A 17,394-nucleotide genomic window follows, 5' to 3' on the forward strand; every position below is an offset into this window, starting at 1 on the left:
CGCGAGAGGCTGCCCTCATGGACCAGGAGACGGCCGAGGAGCACCATATCTCCAAGAGGAGTAAGGTCGCCGTGAAGGCTCAGCTGTCCGACAGCGGTGTGCGCACCGGGTTGACGTACGCGGCAACCCCCCTGCCCTGCCGCGTACCCACTGCCCGGCAAGAGGACCTGGCCTTCGCCCACAAGACCTACCGCTTCTTCGAGGGCCAGACGACGAACCGCGACCTGCTGGCCGCGTTCGTCGACCAGGTCGGTGCCCGCCATCCGGGCCTGTCGCTCGACCTGTCAATGCTTGGCCTGGACGACCTCGGGCACCTGCTGCGCTACTTCGGGCAGTTCGACTCCCCGAGCGGCTGCTGCCCAAGTTTGGGTACGCGTCGCCTGGCGCGCTCTACTGCGTGCAACTCCACCTCGAGGTGGTGGGTTTCCCTGATCTGACCGACGGCGTGTACTACTACCACCCCAGCAACCACGCTCTGCATCTGATCTCCCCATTAAGGCGAACTGAGAGCGCGCGCGCCGTTACGGTGCACCTTGCAGGCTCGCGGACTCGTATACGCAGCGTTTATCAGACGAATGTCGACGAAGTCATCCATTTCGAAGCTGGCCATCTGCTGGGCCTGTTCGACCAGATCCTGCCCGACATCGGCCTTGGCCTCGGTGATGGCCATCACACTGACTCCCGCGACCTACGACTGGACGACGATGTTGTGTACGTGGGTAGCTGGCTGCTGGTTACTTCCGCCAGTGCGGCACCACCCGACGAGGTCCCCACCTATGTGCAGGTCATGACCCCCGGAGCTGTCACCGACCTTGAGCCGGGGACTTACCGCTATGATGCCGGCCGCTTCACTCACCTGACCGACGGGGCCATCGAGCGCCGCGACGTCATCGCCATCAACCAGCAAGTGTACGACCGGGCACGGTTTGGGATCGCCCTCGCCCTGCAGACCAACCGGTGGCAGGATTACGTTGCTCTGGGTCGCAGGCTGCAGCGCTTTGCAGATGAACTCTTTCGGCTTCGGCTTGACGTCCTCGGGCTACTCCTCCAAGACCGCTCACCCATTGCCGGCGGCGCAGCGTTTCAAACACCTGGTCGAACCGTTCGACATCCCGAGCGAAGCCTTCTACTCCGCCCTGAGCGGCTGTGTCACACCCGAGCAGACGACCAGCCGCGGCATGCGGGAGGACTCGGTCCACATGTTCGGTCCTGAGGAACTGATTCGTGGGGACCTCGCCGACTTCCTCCCTCGGCACATGCGCCCTCGGACCATTGCTCTAACGCGCAGTCTCCCCACCACACCCAACGGCAAGGTGGACATCCGAGCGGTTGAGGCCGATTACTTTCGGCATCGTGCCGAGCGCAAGAATCGGCCCGCCGTCCAGCCCCGCACCCCGCAGGAGACCCTGGTTGCCGGACTGTGGAAGTCAGTCCCCGGATGCGAAGTCGTTAGCGTCATCGACAACTTCTTCGACATCGGAGGAAATTCGATAACCGCGGTCCGGCTCACCCGGGCTATCAATGACGAGACGGGCGCCGCGTTGCCGCTGCAGGCCATCTTCCAGGCCCCGACCATCCAGGATCTCGCGGCGCTTCTGAGCGGGAAACAGGAAGACAACCATAACCTCAGCCGACTCGTCCCCTTCAGCACACCCGCGGGACAGGAACGGCCTGTCTACTGCTGGCCCGGGCTCGGTGGATACCCTATGAACCTACGCCCCCTCGCACGAGCAACCAACCCCGAGCGCCCCTTCTACGGGGTCCAGGCAGCCGGCATGAATGACAACGAACAAAGCTTCTCGTCTGTCTACGAGATGGCCCAGGCGGATGCAGCACTCATCCTGAAGCAGCCGATTCGCGGCCCCTACACCCTCTGGGGGTACTCCTTCGGAGCGCGCGTCGCGTACCAGACGGCACACCTGCTTGAGGCGGCCGGTCACCACGTCGACCGACTCGTACTGATCGCACCCGGTTCGCCCATCCAGGCAGGCGGTGAGGAACTCAGTGGTCGACTGGCTGACTACACCGACTCACGATTCGTGCGGCTCTTATACTCCGTGTTCGGGCAGTCACTCACTAATCGCGCCGCTGATCGGTGTGCAGCCACAGTGTCCTCTCGGGAGGAATTCGTCGCTTTCATAGCGAAGGAGATCCCCGGCCTCGACTCTGCGACCGTCCAACACATCTGTGACATCGTCGAAAAATGCCACAGCTCCAAGTACACCTTCGAAGAAATGCTCACCAACCCGGTCAAGGCGCCCATCACGATCCTCAAGATGCGAGGGGACGACTACTCCTTTATCGAACGGTCGGCGACGACGCTGACCACTTTCCCGGAGGTGCATGAGCTCGACATCGACCACTACGAGGCGTCAAGTACCACACGTCCACCAGGTCGCAACGCTCATCAACGCGACGCAGAAGGAGGACAGCGTTGCCGCACATTAAGATCCACCACTTCCCCGTCGACCTCACACCGGCCGACCACGCCTATCTGGCAGACCGTCTATCGACGCTTGTGAGCCAGACACTCGGTTGCTCTCACGCGGCCGTGTCCGTCGCGATGGAGCCCGTCGCGCCCGAGCGCTGGGCGGACGACGTCTACGCCCCCTTCGTCGAAGGGGAAGGCAATCTGCTGATCAAGACCCCCGACTACAGCACGGCCTGACCAGCGAGTCGACCACGACCTGGCGTACCCAACCGGAACGGGGTGACCGTGCCGGAGCAGCGGGGCGCTCGCGATAACCCGCGGCAACGGAGAGGGGAGGATGATCATCATGACGATGCACGAGGATCTCTCACGCGCGCGCACTGAGGACACGAGCGTGCGTGCCGATCCGGCGCTTTTTGCCGCCGTTCGGGATGCCTACGCCTGGGAGGTCGCCACCGATCGCACTCGAGCTCGCAGTAGTGCCGAGTGGATCGAGCAGGCCGTCGAGAGGCTCGCGCAGATGAGCGCGCCAGCGCGGCGCAAGGTGCTCGAGCGCCATGCGCCGACGCGCTACATGATCGATTCGACGAAGCGCCCCCGTAACGTGCGGCTCTCGCCGGCTGTCATCGCGCAGATCGAGGAAGCTAACCGCGTGGACCGCGAAGCCTCCGCCGCCCTGGGGGGCGCCAAGGCCGATACCAGCCGGCACCGACCGAGCGATCTCATCGTGCCGGCCCTGTATGCAGCTGTCGCGCGCTCTGAACGCGCCGCCGGCGGAACACTGCCGCCGGCTCCTGACCGCCTCCCCCTGCGCTCAGCGCGCCCTCCCCTCGGCAAGCGACACGTGAGTGTGACCGTCAGCGCCCCCGAGAGCTTCCACCGAGCCTTGGCCAGTGCGCATGCCTCGAGCGAACCCTCGTCGAGTTACGTCTCCTGGCTCACTGACACGTTCGCAGCGTGGGCCGACCTGAGCGAGGACCAACGCGCCGCGGCGCGCAGCCAGCTGTCGATGCCCACATCAGCGGATGATGGCGACGTCACCAAGCGGCGCTCCTACCGAATCGTGAGCACCGTGCGTGATCAGCTGCGCCCCCTCGAGGCGAGACACCCACGCACCGTCGTCGAAGCACTCGCGTGGAAGCTCAACACGCGAGGGGAACCTGCCCGACGCCTGGCCTAGACTGCTGGCGACCCCGCCTCGTCGTGGGGTCACGCAGCCCCTTTCGAGGTGTTGTTGACACGGCCCGCGCGGGCGTCGGATTGGTCTCCGACAACGCCCGCGCGGGCCACTTTGTTCTGCGCGCGCAGAGGGATCAGACAGCCCCCTTGGCAACGAACGGACCTCCCTCCCCACGCGAAATGGACTCACAAACGCCACATCCACACATGCCAATGCCCGGCCGACACGCGTAGAGACTGTTACCGTCTCGTTACTTTTGAGCCCTATCGCGCCCGCAGCGAGATGATGAACTCGGCTGGGGGCTCCGCAGGGGCGCCCACATCGAGGGCTCTGTCCCCCGCTTGTCACCCTGAGGTAGGGATTGAGCAATGACTGTCGAGTGGGGACCGGTATCGGCGTGGGTTGGGTCGCTCCTAACCGGAGGATCGCTGCTGGTCAAGTCCCCGGGAGTGGTGTAGCGCTGCGTGACCTTTCGTGGGTCAGGCGGTGAGTGCGGGCAGTTCCTCCTTCTCGAGGGTGTCGTCGTTGGTGACGATGGTGAGGCGGGACTTGGCGAGGATGTCCAAGCCGAGGTAGCGGCGGCCTTCGGCCCATTCGTCGGTCTGCTCGGCGAGCACGGCTCCGACGAGGCGCGTGATCGCGTCGCGGGTGGGGAAGATGCCGACGCTGTCGGTGCGGCGGCGGATCTCGCGGTTCAACCGCTCGTTCGGGTTGTTGGACCAGATCTGCTGCCAGAGCCCTTCGGGGAAGCCGGTGAAGGCAAGGATGTCTTCACGAGCTGCTCCGAGGTGTTCGGCGACGTCGGGCAGGCGGTCGTCGACGTAGTCGATGAGCCGGTCGAACTGGGCAGCCACTGCTGGGGCGTCTGGCTGGTCATAGACGCTGTGGAGCATTGCTTTGACCGCGGGCCACATGTTCTTGGGTGTCACGGACATCAGGTTCGCGGCGTAGTGGGTGCGGCAACGCTGCCAAGCCGCTCCGGGCAGGTTCGCGGCGATCGCGTCCTTCAACCCGGGGTGGGCGTCGCTGGTGACGAGTCGGACTCCGGTCAGCCCGCGGGCGACGAGGTCGGCCAGGAACGTGTTCCAGGCCGGTCCGGTCTCACTCGTGGCGACTTGGAGTCCGAGGACCTCACGCCTGCCGTCAGCGTTCACGCCGGTCGCGACCAACACGACGGCCGAGACGACTCGGCCGCCTTCGCGGACCTTCATCGTGAGCGCGTCAGCGGCGACGAACGTGAACGGCCCCGCCTCACCCAATGGACGATGGCGGAACTCAGCAACGATCTGGTCCAGATCGGCAGCCATCCGGCTCACCTGGGACTTCGACAGCGAGTTGATGCCGAGCGTCTTGACCAGCTTGTCCATCCGCCGGGTCGAGACGCCAGCGAGGTAGCAGTCCGCGACCACGGTGATCAGTGCGGACTCGGCTCGCTTCCTGCGCTCCAGGAGCCAGTCGGGGAAGTAGGTTCCCGAACGCAGTTTCGGGATCGCAACATCGATCGTGCCGACCCTGGTGTCCAGATCGCGGTGCCGGTAGCCGTTGCGCTGGGCCGTCCGGTCCGGCGAGGGACGACCCCACTCGGCACCAACCACAGCGTCAGCGTCGGCCGAGAGCAACGCGTTGATGATCGACTGCAGCAACGACCGCATCAGGTCCGGACTGGCATCGGTAAGGGCTTCGCTGAGCAGGCCAGCAGGGTCGACAATATGTGGAGCGGTCATCGTGTGGTTCCGTTCGAGAGATCTGTGGAAGGTGAACTCGAAGGATCACGCGGTGGCCGCGTCGATGTCCATCACGACGACGAACTCGGCGACCGCGCTACACCACTATCAGGGACTCAACTTCGCTGCTAATGGGGTTCAACATCATGCGTCGCGATCGCGCGCGGGATGAGGCGGCAGAAGCTCGCCTCCTTTCGTGCAGGATTCGCGGCCAGAGGAACGACATCGTCGTACACGTGACGAATGCGGGCTCACTACCGATCCACCACCTCGCCGTGGCCGTAGCCATGCCGTCAGAGGTGGAGGCGGCGGGGGGGAAGCTTCCGAGAAGTGGCGCTTTTCTACCAGTTCATGCGCTCGACATCGGTCCAGGCGAAGAGGAAGAACTCCGGTGGTCGCGCGATGAGGCTCACCCCCTCTATGTCTCCTTCACGGACTCGAGTGGGCGCCGTTGGAGACGCGGGTTCGATGGACGGCTCGAGCGAGATCGCACATATGACCCCTTCCCGTGGGAACGTGTCGCGGGTCGATGGAGGCGGCTCAGCGATCGGGCTCTGGAGCGAGTAGATCGATACGGGTATTGGTGGGAACAGCGCAAGGCAACGCGCAGGTTGAAGAACGAGCCGCGCTGAGCCTGACGCCTTCTTGTCTGGTCAGGGACCATCCGTGCGCCCTTGCTCACGCCCGAGCTGTGACGGGCCCGGCTCTGCGAGCCTTGACGCCTCAATCCTCGTCTCGGCGCGAGGATCCCAGGAGGCGTCCCCAGTGCGGCTGGGACCATTCGGTGTGCTGCGCGATCGCGTAGGCACTGATGCCGAGAGCGTGTAGCCGCCGGCCCTCGGTGACGACGTCCTGGCGCGCCTCCTCGAGGCGCTGCGCTAGTTCCAGTCGCTGCCGCTCGAGCTGGCGCAGATGATCGAGGGTGGGAGGCGCCGCTGCGTCGGCTTGGGCTCGCACCAGGTGCTCGAGGCCCGCGTCGGAGATCTCCTGCGATGTCTGGTCGTCGATCGCACCTGCGGCTGTACTGCTGGGGGACGTTGATCAATCGGGAGAAGGGCGGTTGGTACCCGCACGCAGTGTGGGGGCGGTGCTGGTTGTACTGGTGCAGCCAGTCGGGGAGGGCGTCTCGGCGTTCTTGCTCGCTGGTGTAGCAGCGGGCGTAGGCCCACCCGTCACCCATCGTGCGGTGGAACCGCTCCACTTTTCCGTTGGTCTGCGGCCGGTACGGGCGGGTGAACTTCGGACGGATCGACAGCGCCTCGCAGGTGTCGCGCCACAGGTACGACCGGTATGCCCCACCGTTGTCGGACAGCACTCGTTCGATGGTCACGCCACGTTCGGCGAACCACTCGACCGCCCGGTGCAGGACGGCGACGGCGGTTACGGCCGTCTCGTCGTCGTGGACCTCGGTGTACGCGACGCGGGAGTGGTCGTCAATGACGGTGTGCACGAACGCGTACCCAAGCTTGGGGTCGCCGTACTGGTTGCGCGGCTTGCCTGGGGTGACGGCGCGGTTCCTCCCGCCCTGGCGGCGACCGACGTAGCGCTAGCCGCCGCCGTCGGGGATGTTCCCGAACTTCTTCACGTCCACGTGAACCAGCGACCCGGGGTGGGGGTGCTCGTACCGGCGGACGGGTTCACCGGTGGCCCGGTCGACGTAGGACAGCCGGTTCAGGCGGGCCGTGGTGAGGATGCGATGCACGGTGGAGGGTGCAATGTCGAGTCGGGAAGCGAGCTGAACGGGTCCTTCCCGCACTCGCATTCGTAGGCTCACAAACCGCTTTGACACCGTCTTCGCGGTCTTGTTCGGCGACGATCTTGGGCGTGACGACCGGTCCTGCATGGACTCGCCGGCCCGGTAGCGGTCGACCATCGCTTCACGGTCGGCCAGGACACCTGGAACCGGGCGGCGACCTCGCTGATCGGCCACCCCTCCTCGACGACGAGGCGGGCGACCTTGAGCCGGTGGCGAGGTGTGAGAGCTGCGTTGAGGTGGGTCATTATCGTTCGAGGGTGGGTGCGAATCGGCCCCGATCGGATGGTGCGTGATCGGGGCCGAAGAGCTGGCGGTGACTCATGCCGGCTCAGGTCGATCCAGGGAGCGCATGGCGTCCATGAGGGAGGTGTAGACGAGGCTGGGCTTGCGGTCGTGCCAGTCGGTGTCGCTGTCGCGCTCATCCTGGTGCAGGGGCTGGGTCGTCGGTTCGTAGATCCACCAGAGGTTGCGCCACGGGTCGAGAGCGCGCGCGATCCGGTAGCCGCCGTAGAAGTCGCTGACGGGAGTCACGATGCGCCCTCCGGCCGCGACGGCCTTGTCCAGGCAGTCCTGGGCATCGGGGACATAGACCTGCAGGAAGGCCGGCGTGAAGGGCCAGTCGGGCTTGCGGTCGCACAGCATGATCGTGGCGTCGCCGATCGTGACCTCGGCATGGATGATCGAGCCGTCCCGATCGGGGGTGCGGACGTGGGCGGCTTCGTGCCCGTCGAACACGGACTCCACGAAGCGGATGAAGCCCATGGCGTCTGGAACGATGGCGAAGGGGTTGATGGTGTTGTGCCCGGTCGGGGGCGTCAAGGAAGGCATGTATACATAAAATATGAGCACATCGAGTGACGTCAAGTATCGCCAAGGTGCCAGCTTCCTCCTGGCGACCCTCGGGCGGCGCGCAGAGAGGGCATGGGCGACTCACCTGACAGGGCAGGGGATCACCACGGCCCAGTTCACTGCCATGGCTGCCCTCGCGGAAGGTGAACGTACGCAGGCACAGGTGGCAACCGCCATCGCGGTCGACCCGCGGAACGTCGGTGCCACCATCAGGAAGCTCATCGAAGCGCGATGGGTCCAGGCTCGGCCGAACCCCGCCGATGCCAGGTCGCGACTTCTGAGCCTGACCCCCGAGGGGCGGCAGTGGTGGAATGACCTGCAACCCGGCCTGCGTCAGGGACGCAACGCCTTCTTCCACGCCCTGACCCCCGACGAGCTGACAGCGCTGGAGGCACTCCTTGGGAAGCTCGACGCCTCACATGCAGCGGACTCGATCAACGTCCCCGGTCAGTACAGCTCGCTTGTACTGACCGGAGACGTTGATCAATCGTGAGAACGGCGGCTGGTTCCCGCACGCCGTGTGAGGCCGGTGCTGGTTGTAGTGATGTAGCCACGCCTGGAGGGCGTCGCGGCGCTCTGTCTCGGAGGTGTAGCAGCGGGCGTAGGCCCACCCGTCGGCCATGGTCCGGTGGAAGCGCTCGACCTTCCCGTTGGTCTGCGGACGATACGGCCGAGTGCGCTTGTGCGTGATGCCGAGTTCGGCGCAGGTCTGGCGCCACAGATGTGATCGGTAGGCACCGCCGTTGTCTGACAGGACTCGTTCGACGGTGACGCCCCGCTGGTTGAACCACTCAACGGCTCGGACCAGCACAGCGGTGGCGGTCGGAGCGGTCTCATCATCGTGGATCTCGGCATAGGCCACGCGGGTGTGATCGTCAATGACGGTGTGGACGTAGGCCTTGCCCATCAACGGGTCCCGGTACTTGTTCCTGGGCTTGCCCGGCGTGGCTGCCCGGTTCTTCTCTCCTTGCCGGCGGCCGACGTAGCGCCAGCCGCCGCCGTCGGGGATGTTGCCGAGCTTCTTCACATCGACATGAAGCATCGCGCCTGGGTGGTCGTGCTCGTAGCGCCGAATCGGCTCTCCGGTCGCCCGGTCGACATGCGAGAGCCGGTTCAGGCGGGCGTTGCGCAGGATGCGGTGGACGGTCGAGGGAGCGATTCCCAGCCGGCAGGCCAACTGCACCGGCCCCTCCCTCAGGCGCAGTCTCAGAGTGATGCAGCGCCTGGTGATCTTCCTACTCGTCTTGTTTGGCGACCGGTGGGGGCGGGAGCTGCGGTCCTGCATGGGCAGGCCGGCGCGGTAGCGGTCTGCCCAGCGCTTCACGGTTGGCCAGGAGACCTGGAACCGGGCGGCGACCTCGCTGACCGTCCATCCCTCGTCTACGACGAGGCGGCCGACGATCAGGCGGTGGCGCGGAGTCAGGGCTGCGTTGGGGTGGGACATGGGCACTCCTCATGAGAGACGGGCGGCCTCCGCAAGAAGGCCGCCCGTCGGGAGATGTTCTGTTCGGTCAGAGCTCGGGGAGCAGTTCGTCGTGGATCCAGCTGGTCAGAGTGGTGGGCGTCGTCGTGGCCAGGGATCGTGGCTGTTGAGGTTCGAAGTCATCGCGCAGCCCTGTGCTCATTCCCAGAACGGCATCGGCCATCGCAGGAGGCATCCCTGCGGTCAGGTACTGCTCGCGCATGGCCTCGTCGCTGATCTGCTCGACCCGCACCGGGTGGCCGACCTGGACACTCAAGATCTCGGCCACCTGCTGCCAGGACAGGTCCTGCGGACCATGCACCGCCTGGATCCGGTGTCCGGACCACGCGCTGTTCAGCAGCCTGAGGGTGGCGACCTCAGCGATGTCGCGGGGAGCAACCCAACTGAAGGCGTGATCTGGGGGCAGAACCGTCTGGACGCTTCCTTGCCGCACGGCCTCGGCGTCCAGAAGCAGGTTGGTGAAGAAGTACCCGCAGCGCAGGTGGGTGACGTCCACGTCGAGGCCGTCCAGGGCGACCTCGGTAGCGGCGAGGCCGTCGATTTCCCCGACGCCATGGCGCTTCTCGGCACCCACACTGCTCTGGAACACAACGCGACCGATCCGGTTGGCGGTGACCGCCTCCACCATCGCATGGGTGGCCGCGGCGTAATCCGCGAGGGGATCGGCTGACAGAACGCTGGGATCGACCCAATAGAGAGCATCCACGCCGTGTGTCGCGGCGGTGACCTGATCGGGGTTGGTGGAGTCGGCCTGCACCACATCAGCATGGCTGCGCACCGTCTGGGGAACCTTCTCGGGGCTGCGGGCCAGCAGCAGAGGCCTGACTCCTGCTCGGATCAGCATTGTTGTGACGTGTCGCCCGACGTGGCCCATCGGGGTGGTGACCGCGATTCGCATGCGGGGTCCTTTCGTGAGGTCGTGCCCACGACGCTAACCAGAGATCCGGCCTCATCCGGTCCTCAACTCGTTCGAGAATGTCCGCATGGACAGTCCCTCCTCACGCGCCCTGGTATTGCTGTCGCTGTTACAGACCCAACGCGCCTGGACAGCTTCAGAGCTGGCACGGCACCTCGACATCGCAGAGCGCACCGTTCGCCGGGACATCTCCCGCTTGCGGTCCCTCGGTTACGACATCCGCTCCACGCCCGGCCCGGGCGGCACCTACCGACTGGTGCCGAGCATCAAAATCCCGCCCCTGCTGCTCGATGCCGACGAAGTCTGTTCCCTGGTCACGGGGCTTCTGATCCTGGAAGCCGGAAGCCCGGACACCGCCGCCGCGGCCGTGCGGGCCAAACTTGAACAGCTCCTGCCACCACGCCTACGTCACCGAGCTGCAGCGACCGCCCTGGCGACCCAGGTGATCACCCCCGCCGCCAAGACCGCGGACTGGCACCTGCTCGGCCTGCTGGCCAAGGCCGTCGCCCAGCAGCAGCACCTGCAATTCACCTACACCGACCAGCACGGCCAAGTCACCGAACGCCTCGTGTACCCGTACCGACACGTCCTGCGCAACGGCATCTGGTACCTAGTTGCCTTCGACACGAAGCGCGACGACTGGCGCTTGTTCCGCCTCGACCGCATCCACGACGCAAGCCCACGGCCAGCACCTCGCGACTTCGACCTGCCGGACTTTCCCCACACGTCCATCGAGGACTGGCTCACCACCGACTTCGGACGCCAACCAGCCCAGGTCAACTAACCTCTCCGGTCAGTACAACTAGATCAGTCATGGGATCACGGTAGAAGGCGCCACCGACACCATCACCGGATGCAACGGCGAGGGGTCAATCGACCGGTCTGCTCCGCATGGTGCAGGAGTACCCCGAAAACGCCTGAGGGTGATCCCGGTGGAATCACCCTCAGGCACGTTCCTTACTGCACCCAGTTGATGAGGGTGCGGCAGCTCACAAATGTGATGAGAGGCAGAGGTATCGCAGGGCGGGATGACCTACCCAGACGTGGTGCGCACGAGACGAGTGGCTTTACATCCGCTCCTGCGTGTACTCCGCACTAGCCATGTCCCCTGCTTGGGGGATGCCCAGGCCCGGACGGGCGTCGCCCCCCAAGACATTTGCAGCATCGTCTTGTGGAACGTAACCGATAGCTCGACCTGGTTCCAGTGACCAGAACCGGTGGCGATTGGCAGAGACCGCGTAGAAGAGGCTGTAGTGGACGTCCGTGGTCATCGCTGCTTCGAAGGCGAGGTTGGCGTCGGCGAGACTGAGCCAGGTAGCGGCTTCCCTCGCGCTGGAGGGTTCGCGTTCGTAGCTTCCGATGCGGACTGTGCTGGCCTGGAGGCCGAACTTGTCGGAGTAAAGGCGGACCAGCGCTTCAGTCGCGGCCTTGCTGGCTCCGTATAGTCCGTCGGGCCTGATCGTGGCGGTATCGTCGAGGAGGTCATCGGTGGAGTGGAAGCCCGTGGCTCGGTTGCTCGATGCATACACGAGCCGGGGCGTGGAGGCCTGCCTCATGGCTTCCAAGAGGTTGTAGGTGCCCATTGCGTTGACCCGCAGGAGGTCGGCGTATGGAGCCTCGTCGGGTATGCCCGCCAGATGGACGACCCCGTCGCAGCCTGCGACCAGGTCGGGAAGGGTGGCAGCGTCTGTGAGGTCAAAGGCGGCTGCGGTCTCATTAGCAGCGGGGTTTTCGGGTGCTGTCAGGTCAGCCACCACTAGGTGGGCAACTCGACGACGGAGGTAGCCACGCAGGTTCTGCCCGATGTTGCCGTTTGCCCCAGTGAGCAGCCATGTCTCGGATGCCAAAGCCATAGCGTCAACCTAGGACATCGTCTCGCCCCCCACACTCAATTCAAGCCCCCGGTCTCCGGCGTTCCGCATCCTGTCACGAACGCGCTTCGCAGAGACAGGCTCAGCCGCTCGTCGCAAGTGCGGGCCGACGCCGTTGGAGACCTCCCTCATCCTGCAAAACCCACCCAAAGGTGCCCCGCCACAAAACGTTGATAGAACCGCGCCAACTAGCGTTGACACTCACACCATTGATGGTGTTCAGGCTATCGGTGAAGGCGTCGTGGGATGAGGCCCAGCCGAGGACCTTGCGGGGCCGTTCGTTGATGCGCGTCGCGATGGTGTCGAGGTCGGTCTGGGTGAAGGAGCGTAGGTCGGCGTTCTTCGCGAGGTACTGACGCAGCAACCGGTTCGTGTTTTCGTTCGTGCCGCGCTGCCATGGCGAACGGGCGTCACAGAAGAACACTTGCATGCCCAGGGCGTGCGTCACCTGGTCGTGGAAGGCCATTTCCCTGCCGCGATCCCACGTCAACGACCGACGAAACTGCGGCGGCACGTCGGCGAGATTCGCGATGAGAGCGTCCCTGACGGCGTCAGCCTTGTACCCGTCGGGCAGGGCGACGACGCGCACCAGGCGGGTGGAGCGTTCGACGAGGGTGGCCACGGCTGATGGGCGCTGGCCCATGATGAGGTCACCTTCCCAATGGCCGACTTCGGCCCGGTCTTCGACGCTGGTGGGTCGATCGTGAATGGATGCCATGTTCCGCAACACGCCGCGGCGTTGTCGGGGCTTCGCGACGCGCGCGTGGCGCAGGGATCGCCCTGATCGCAGGAGGCTTCCCTGTTGTGGCGCACGGATCTGGCCGGTGTACAGGGCGTGGTAGATCGACTCGTGCGACAACGAATCCTGCTGTTCGCGCCGTAGCCAGTGGGCGATCTGGGTGGGTGACCACCCTCGTTCCAGCTTCGCCGCGACTAGGCTCGACAGCGCCGTGTCGCGGTGGAGGCGTGAGGGTTTCGGGCGGCGCGCGTTGCGCCACGCGCCCGCGTCAGCGATGGCCGCGCGATAGGTGCCGGGGCCGCCGTGGCGGGCGACTTCGCGGCTGATGCTCGTGTGATGCCGTCCCAGCCGAGCGGCGATGACACGGCACGATAAGCCGGCGGCGAGGCCGCGGGAGATCTCTTCACGTTCACTCAGCGACAGGTGCCGCCGGTTCCGGGCGCTCGGCGGCGGTTTCACTCCGCCATGGCGGCGCAGCAGCGTCCGGACTGGGGTTTGGCTGACGCCGATCGTGCGGGCGATGAGCCTGATCGACTCACCCTTCGCCCACAACGCCCAGACGTTCTCCTGCTGCTCGTTCGACAACCCGGCCATGACACCCACGATCCCCTATCGGTGGTGGTGCGTTGACCGGTTGAACTCGCCACCATTTCTGCACCACCGGGTGGGATCAGCTCGCGAGGCAGGAAGATTCCCATTCAGGTTCGTCCGTATCAACGTGAGGGTCACTGTCGGAGCCGAGAGATTCACCGCTGATGCGAGTCACCACAGGGGTCGGGTCCTGCCTGCGAACTGCCACGGAGTACACCGGATCACCTGCGCCCTTGACCGTGACCTGAGCGACGTAACAGGCGCCCTGCGACACGAAGCTGTTGACCTCGACCTGATCAGCTGACACATGAAGACGATCAGCGGCTGCATGACGGATGACTGAACGATCCTCGGCTGGCCCTCTCAGGTACATCACTGCGCCCACTGCGAGGATCGCGACGCCCAGGAGGGTCGCCAAAAGAACACGTGTCTTGCCTGTCCGGGTCTTGGTCATAGGGCCAGCATTCCCTAGCTGTAGCTCAAGCGAAGGTTTGTGCACCCGGGAAGAACTCACGCTGACGTGTCCGGTACTAGCGCTGGATGCAGCTCGGGGAAGGGCCACTTGACGAGCAGCACTCCTGCCAGGCTGACCCAGAACGTTCCGTCGCGATCGACGCAGAGGCGGGTCCTGACGTCGTTGCGTTCGCCGTTACCGCGATAGAAGGCCAAGGACGTGCGCACGTCTGGAACGTCATCTCGTTTCAAGCTGCGAGCCGCCATCAAGTCTTCTCGCATGATGCGCGCCGACGGCGTGTCCAGGATGCTTTCTGTCGCGACGCAGCAGGCCAGGTAGGTCGACTTGAGGATGGCCAACCGGACGCGGCGCGTGTCGGGGAGCTGATACGTCAGTTGAGGGATATTCCCTGCCCTCATTTGGTCGATGACTTCGGGCGGAGCGTCACGGTCGGGCACAAGAGCACAGTCTTCGCCAGAGCGCCTGACGGCGACTGTTCCAACCTTGCGACGCCCCCTTACGCCGTCGACTTCAAGCCAGGCTGTCATTTCGTCGTTCATCCACATCACCAGGTGGCTGTCGACTTTGGAGCCCAGGTCGTTGTTGCATTGACTGCAGGTGTTGGTGAGCACTGATCCGCCAAGCGCTCTGGGAGGGACATCCTCACGCGTTCCTGTGCCTGGCGTGAGACAGATAGGGCAGAGGTCGAACGTTCCCGGGCGTATCGGCGGCAGCGAGTGAAGCTCAACCTCTACCTGCTGGTGAACGCGTTCGATTCTGCGCCCGTCTACGAACTCGATGAGGTCTGGGGTCGACAGTCGGCCGCTCTGGCTCTTACCTCGCGTGAGGGGGTGCCGAGTTACTGAGGCGACCGTATGAAAGCCAGACACCGGGTCGCCGTGGTTCAGATCCGTCACAGTCCTGCTCTCCTAGGGTCGCGTGCCGCACTGTCCCGACGCCCGAGGTCCAATTAGGAAGACGGGCTTTCGGGCTGCCCTGTCTCTTCCGCTCGCTGCTTGGGTTTGCGCGATGCGGCCCACTCAGTGCCGATGCCGACCAGCGCGACAGTGAAAGCTACAGCTGCCAAGCAGCCTGCTGACCATGTCCACCAACCATGAGCCCGAGCAGCCACCACGGTGAGCACCACTGCCAGCGCTAAGAAGAAGGCGACTGCAACTAGGCCTGCACCATCCCACCCTTGGCCGCCGGAAATGACTGCGGACAACTCGCGAGCTTCTGCGTCCACGGCCCTCTGCAGGGCCTCTCGGCCAGGACTGTCCTGGGGAAGCTTCTCGAGGAGTTCTAGGTCCTTGGCGAGCTTGCGTCGGAGGCGTGAAGCGCGGTTCAACATGTATCCGTATTCCTTGAAAGCGGTAGCGCCACCCAAGACCGTGCCTGCGCTTGACGCGAGTTGAACCCATTCAGAGTCAGCCATCAGCTGGCCAGGTACTCATCGAGGGCGCGACGGCGTACCGCGTCGAGGGGGGCGGTGACGGTTCGGCGCGCTTGGTGCCGACGGTGCGGGGCCGGCCCACGGGGTTGAGAGTCGCGTCAGGAAAGCCGGCTTCAGCGTCGGCGACGAGGCCGGTGATCGTGTCGTCGGTGATGGGTTGGCCGTTGATGGTGCCCCACTGGCCGTACTGGTCGGGGCTGGTCGCGGTGTCGAAGGTGCGCTTGGTCATCGCGGCTTCCTTTCGGTCGCTTTCAAGGTGGATTTGCGGTGTGCGCGGTGCTTGGACCTCACTGAGCAGGGTGGCCCTTCAGCACCGGCGATCAGATGAGGAGGATGTCTCTCGTGTTAGCCAGCGGGCACTCAGCGAGGCGAGTTGGGACGGCGCTATGGTGGCGTAGCCATTCCTCGAGGCCGGTGTCGGTGTAGCCGGCGAGGTTGAGCAGGGTGTTGTGTGCCTGGGTCACCGATAGGCGCACGGTGGACCCGTCGGCGTATTTGGCGCCAGGGATGGGTACGCCCCAGACGATGTGTTCGTGGTGGGCAATACGGTTGCGCAGGGCTTGCACCTGGCGTGCGGATCCTTCGACTTTTGCTCGCTCGAGGTCGCCGACGTTGGGGAAGGCGTGACGTAGGGCGGGTTTCCACAGCAGCGTGTCGTAGATGCGGCGCTGCCGGGTGTCCGGCTTGGTGGTGGTGTCTTCGTAGTAGCCACCGCGGCCGAGGATCTTGACCCAGAATCCGAACATGAGGCTGGCGACGAGTTTGCCGTGCACGACGTCCGCTGAGGCGTTCAGCTGGGACAGTCCGCCTTGTCGCCACGCGGTCTTGATGAGCTTGAGGGTATCGCTGTCGAGGATGTCTTTTCGTTGGAACCACTGCATCCCGTAGGTCGCGGCGAGCCGATCGGCCATACGTGATCGCATGGCTACCTCGAGGTGGGACAGGTCGTCGAACATGGCCAGCGCGACAGACGAGGACCATAGATACAGGTCCACGGGGTCGGTGGTGGTGTTCGCGCAGGCATGTTCGTAGCGCGCTAGTCGGGCGGCGGGCAGTGCGGCGCGAAGCTGGTCCACGAGACGATTCGTCTCCTCGTTCTGTCGGTTGCGCCCGGGGTGGGCTTTTCCGCATACTAGAGGTCTAGCCCCCGGCGCAGCGCACGCAAGTGTGACGGCCGGGGTTCTTTCATTTCCGGGTCATCTTCCTGGGCCGCCGCCGGTTGTCGTACCTGGTCTTTAGAGTCGGGTTCATGAAGGTTGGGTATGCGCGCGTGTCGACGTCGGCGCAGGTGGAGTCGTTACGCGCTCAGTCCCTCGAGCTCAAGACTGCTGGCTGCGAACGCGTCTTCACCGACATCGCCTCCGGGGCGCGCTCGGACCGTCCGGGCCTGGCGGCGGCGGTCGCGTATCTCCGGGCCGGTGACATGTTGACGGTGACCCGTCTGGACCGGCTGGGCCGCACCACAGTCGACACGCTGAAAACAGTGCGTGACCTCGACGCGCGCGGCATTCGTATCACCGCCCGCGACCTCGACCTCGACACCGCAACCCCGGCCGGCGGGCTGCCGAAACCAGCCAAGCTGTCGCGGCGTCGAGGTCATCGGTGCTCGGCTTGTCCGGGAGGCCGCGGCCCTTGAGTTCTGTCGGCGGCTCATGCGACGCCACCGTGAACAAGCTCTCGGTGCCGCCGGCCGGCCCTACGACCTTTGGCGTCACCATCACGTACTCCCATTCGCCAGCGTGCTGACGCTGCCAGCCGGGGTGCCACATCTCGCTCATCGGCGGTACCTCATCTCACGTGCAGGGGGCGGGCCCCGCAAGAGCGCGGGGCGCATAGCCTCATGCTGACACGAGGTTTGTATCGTCCTCAGTTTCGCATTGTGATGGTCCATCGTGCCGCCTCGGGTGGTGTGCACCTGGCCGGCTGCCAGCCGCAGGGGGGCGGGGT

At 65.1% G+C, this 17,394-nt stretch carries 18 protein-coding genes and 1 pseudogene; 7 read left to right on the top strand and 12 right to left on the bottom strand.

Features of this window, described 5'->3' with window-relative positions:
* Positions 1 to 17: 17 nt before the first annotated feature.
* From K9D12_RS08855 to K9D12_RS08875, 4 genes are all read left to right on the top strand, one after another.
* A complete protein-coding gene (locus tag K9D12_RS08855) occupies positions 18 to 437 on the top strand; it encodes a hypothetical protein (RefSeq protein WP_223060002.1) in 420 nt (139 codons plus the stop codon).
* The gene (locus K9D12_RS08860) at positions 398 to 1,213 is read left to right on the top strand and encodes a hypothetical protein (protein ID WP_223060003.1); all 816 of its coding nucleotides are present in this window, start codon (positions 398 to 400) and stop codon (positions 1,211 to 1,213) included. Before K9D12_RS08855 ends, K9D12_RS08860 begins: the two co-directional genes overlap by 40 nt.
* Positions 1,200 to 2,522, top strand: coding sequence for a thioesterase domain-containing protein (locus tag K9D12_RS08865; RefSeq protein WP_223060004.1), 1,323 nt, complete (start codon positions 1,200 to 1,202; stop codon positions 2,520 to 2,522). Before K9D12_RS08860 ends, K9D12_RS08865 begins: the two co-directional genes overlap by 14 nt.
* A gap of 255 nt (positions 2,523 to 2,777) precedes the next feature.
* Entirely contained in the window at positions 2,778 to 3,611 is an 834-nt protein-coding gene (locus tag K9D12_RS08875) for a hypothetical protein (RefSeq protein WP_223060006.1), read from the top strand.
* A 479-nt stretch (positions 3,612 to 4,090) separates the two neighbouring features.
* Here K9D12_RS08875 and K9D12_RS08880 read toward each other — a convergent pair whose 3' ends face one another.
* The 4 genes and pseudogenes from K9D12_RS08880 to K9D12_RS08895 all read right to left on the bottom strand — a co-directional run bounded on the left by K9D12_RS08880 (position 4,091) and on the right by K9D12_RS08895 (position 7,919).
* A complete protein-coding gene (locus K9D12_RS08880) occupies positions 4,091 to 5,335 on the bottom strand; it encodes an IS256 family transposase (RefSeq protein WP_223060007.1) in 1,245 nt (414 codons plus the stop codon).
* Between the two features lie 723 nt (positions 5,336 to 6,058).
* Positions 6,059 to 6,292, bottom strand: a complete 234-nt coding sequence (locus tag K9D12_RS08885; RefSeq protein ID WP_223060067.1) for a hypothetical protein — start codon at positions 6,290 to 6,292, stop codon at positions 6,059 to 6,061.
* Between the two features lie 76 nt (positions 6,293 to 6,368).
* Positions 6,369 to 7,336 (bottom strand): annotated as a pseudogene (locus K9D12_RS08890) (IS481 family transposase); the annotation flags it as partial.
* 73 nt (positions 7,337 to 7,409) lie between these two features.
* Positions 7,410 to 7,919, bottom strand: a complete 510-nt coding sequence (locus K9D12_RS08895; protein ID WP_195015080.1) for a VOC family protein — start codon at positions 7,917 to 7,919, stop codon at positions 7,410 to 7,412.
* A 13-nt stretch (positions 7,920 to 7,932) separates the two neighbouring features.
* On the opposite strand from K9D12_RS08895, the gene K9D12_RS08900 reads away from it, so the two are divergent.
* Positions 7,933 to 8,433 carry a MarR family winged helix-turn-helix transcriptional regulator gene (locus tag K9D12_RS08900; RefSeq protein ID WP_223060008.1) on the top strand — a complete coding sequence of 167 codons (501 nt, stop codon included), beginning with the start codon at positions 7,933 to 7,935 and terminating at the stop codon, positions 8,431 to 8,433.
* On the opposite strand, the gene K9D12_RS08905 is transcribed toward K9D12_RS08900, so the two are convergent.
* On the bottom strand, positions 8,356 to 9,384 hold the full coding sequence (locus K9D12_RS08905; RefSeq protein WP_223060009.1) for an IS481 family transposase: 1,029 nt from the start codon (positions 9,382 to 9,384) through the stop codon (positions 8,356 to 8,358). The genes K9D12_RS08900 and K9D12_RS08905 overlap by 78 nt on opposite strands.
* Positions 9,385 to 9,451: 67 nt before the next feature.
* Positions 9,452 to 10,321 (bottom strand): NAD(P)H-binding protein, encoded by an 870-nt coding sequence (locus K9D12_RS08910; protein WP_223060010.1) that lies wholly within the window; start codon positions 10,319 to 10,321, stop codon positions 9,452 to 9,454.
* An 85-nt stretch (positions 10,322 to 10,406) separates the two neighbouring features.
* Between K9D12_RS08910 and K9D12_RS08915 the strand changes: the two genes are divergently transcribed.
* Complete coding sequence (locus K9D12_RS08915; RefSeq protein WP_223060011.1) at positions 10,407 to 11,123, top strand: YafY family protein; 717 nt, start codon at positions 10,407 to 10,409, stop codon at positions 11,121 to 11,123.
* A gap of 283 nt (positions 11,124 to 11,406) precedes the next feature.
* Here K9D12_RS08915 and K9D12_RS08920 read toward each other — a convergent pair whose 3' ends face one another.
* The 6 genes from K9D12_RS08920 to K9D12_RS08945 all read right to left on the bottom strand — a co-directional run bounded on the left by K9D12_RS08920 (position 11,407) and on the right by K9D12_RS08945 (position 16,523).
* On the bottom strand, positions 11,407 to 12,192 hold the full coding sequence (locus tag K9D12_RS08920; protein WP_223060012.1) for an NAD(P)-dependent oxidoreductase: 786 nt from the start codon (positions 12,190 to 12,192) through the stop codon (positions 11,407 to 11,409).
* 100 nt (positions 12,193 to 12,292) lie between these two features.
* Complete coding sequence (locus K9D12_RS08925; RefSeq protein ID WP_223060013.1) at positions 12,293 to 13,501, bottom strand: IS30 family transposase; 1,209 nt, start codon at positions 13,499 to 13,501, stop codon at positions 12,293 to 12,295.
* A 118-nt stretch (positions 13,502 to 13,619) separates the two neighbouring features.
* The gene (locus K9D12_RS08930; protein ID WP_223060014.1) at positions 13,620 to 13,994 is read right to left on the bottom strand and encodes a hypothetical protein; all 375 of its coding nucleotides are present in this window, start codon (positions 13,992 to 13,994) and stop codon (positions 13,620 to 13,622) included.
* Between the two features lie 56 nt (positions 13,995 to 14,050).
* Complete coding sequence (locus K9D12_RS08935) at positions 14,051 to 14,911, bottom strand: HNH endonuclease (protein WP_223060015.1); 861 nt, start codon at positions 14,909 to 14,911, stop codon at positions 14,051 to 14,053.
* Positions 14,912 to 15,421: 510 nt separating this feature from the next.
* Positions 15,422 to 15,676, bottom strand: coding sequence for a hypothetical protein (locus K9D12_RS08940; protein ID WP_223060016.1), 255 nt, complete (start codon positions 15,674 to 15,676; stop codon positions 15,422 to 15,424).
* A 91-nt stretch (positions 15,677 to 15,767) separates the two neighbouring features.
* Entirely contained in the window at positions 15,768 to 16,523 is a 756-nt protein-coding gene (locus tag K9D12_RS08945; RefSeq protein ID WP_223060017.1) for a hypothetical protein, read from the bottom strand.
* Between the two features lie 173 nt (positions 16,524 to 16,696).
* Here K9D12_RS08945 and K9D12_RS08950 point away from each other — a divergent pair, with 173 nt between their 5' ends.
* Entirely contained in the window at positions 16,697 to 17,083 is a 387-nt protein-coding gene (locus K9D12_RS08950) for a recombinase family protein (protein WP_223060018.1), read from the top strand.
* Positions 17,084 to 17,394 lie beyond the last annotated feature (311 nt).

Source organism: Dermacoccus sp. Tok2021 (assembly GCF_019895135.1).
In the GTDB taxonomy this organism is placed as follows: domain Bacteria; phylum Actinomycetota; class Actinomycetes; order Actinomycetales; family Dermatophilaceae; genus Dermacoccus; species Dermacoccus abyssi.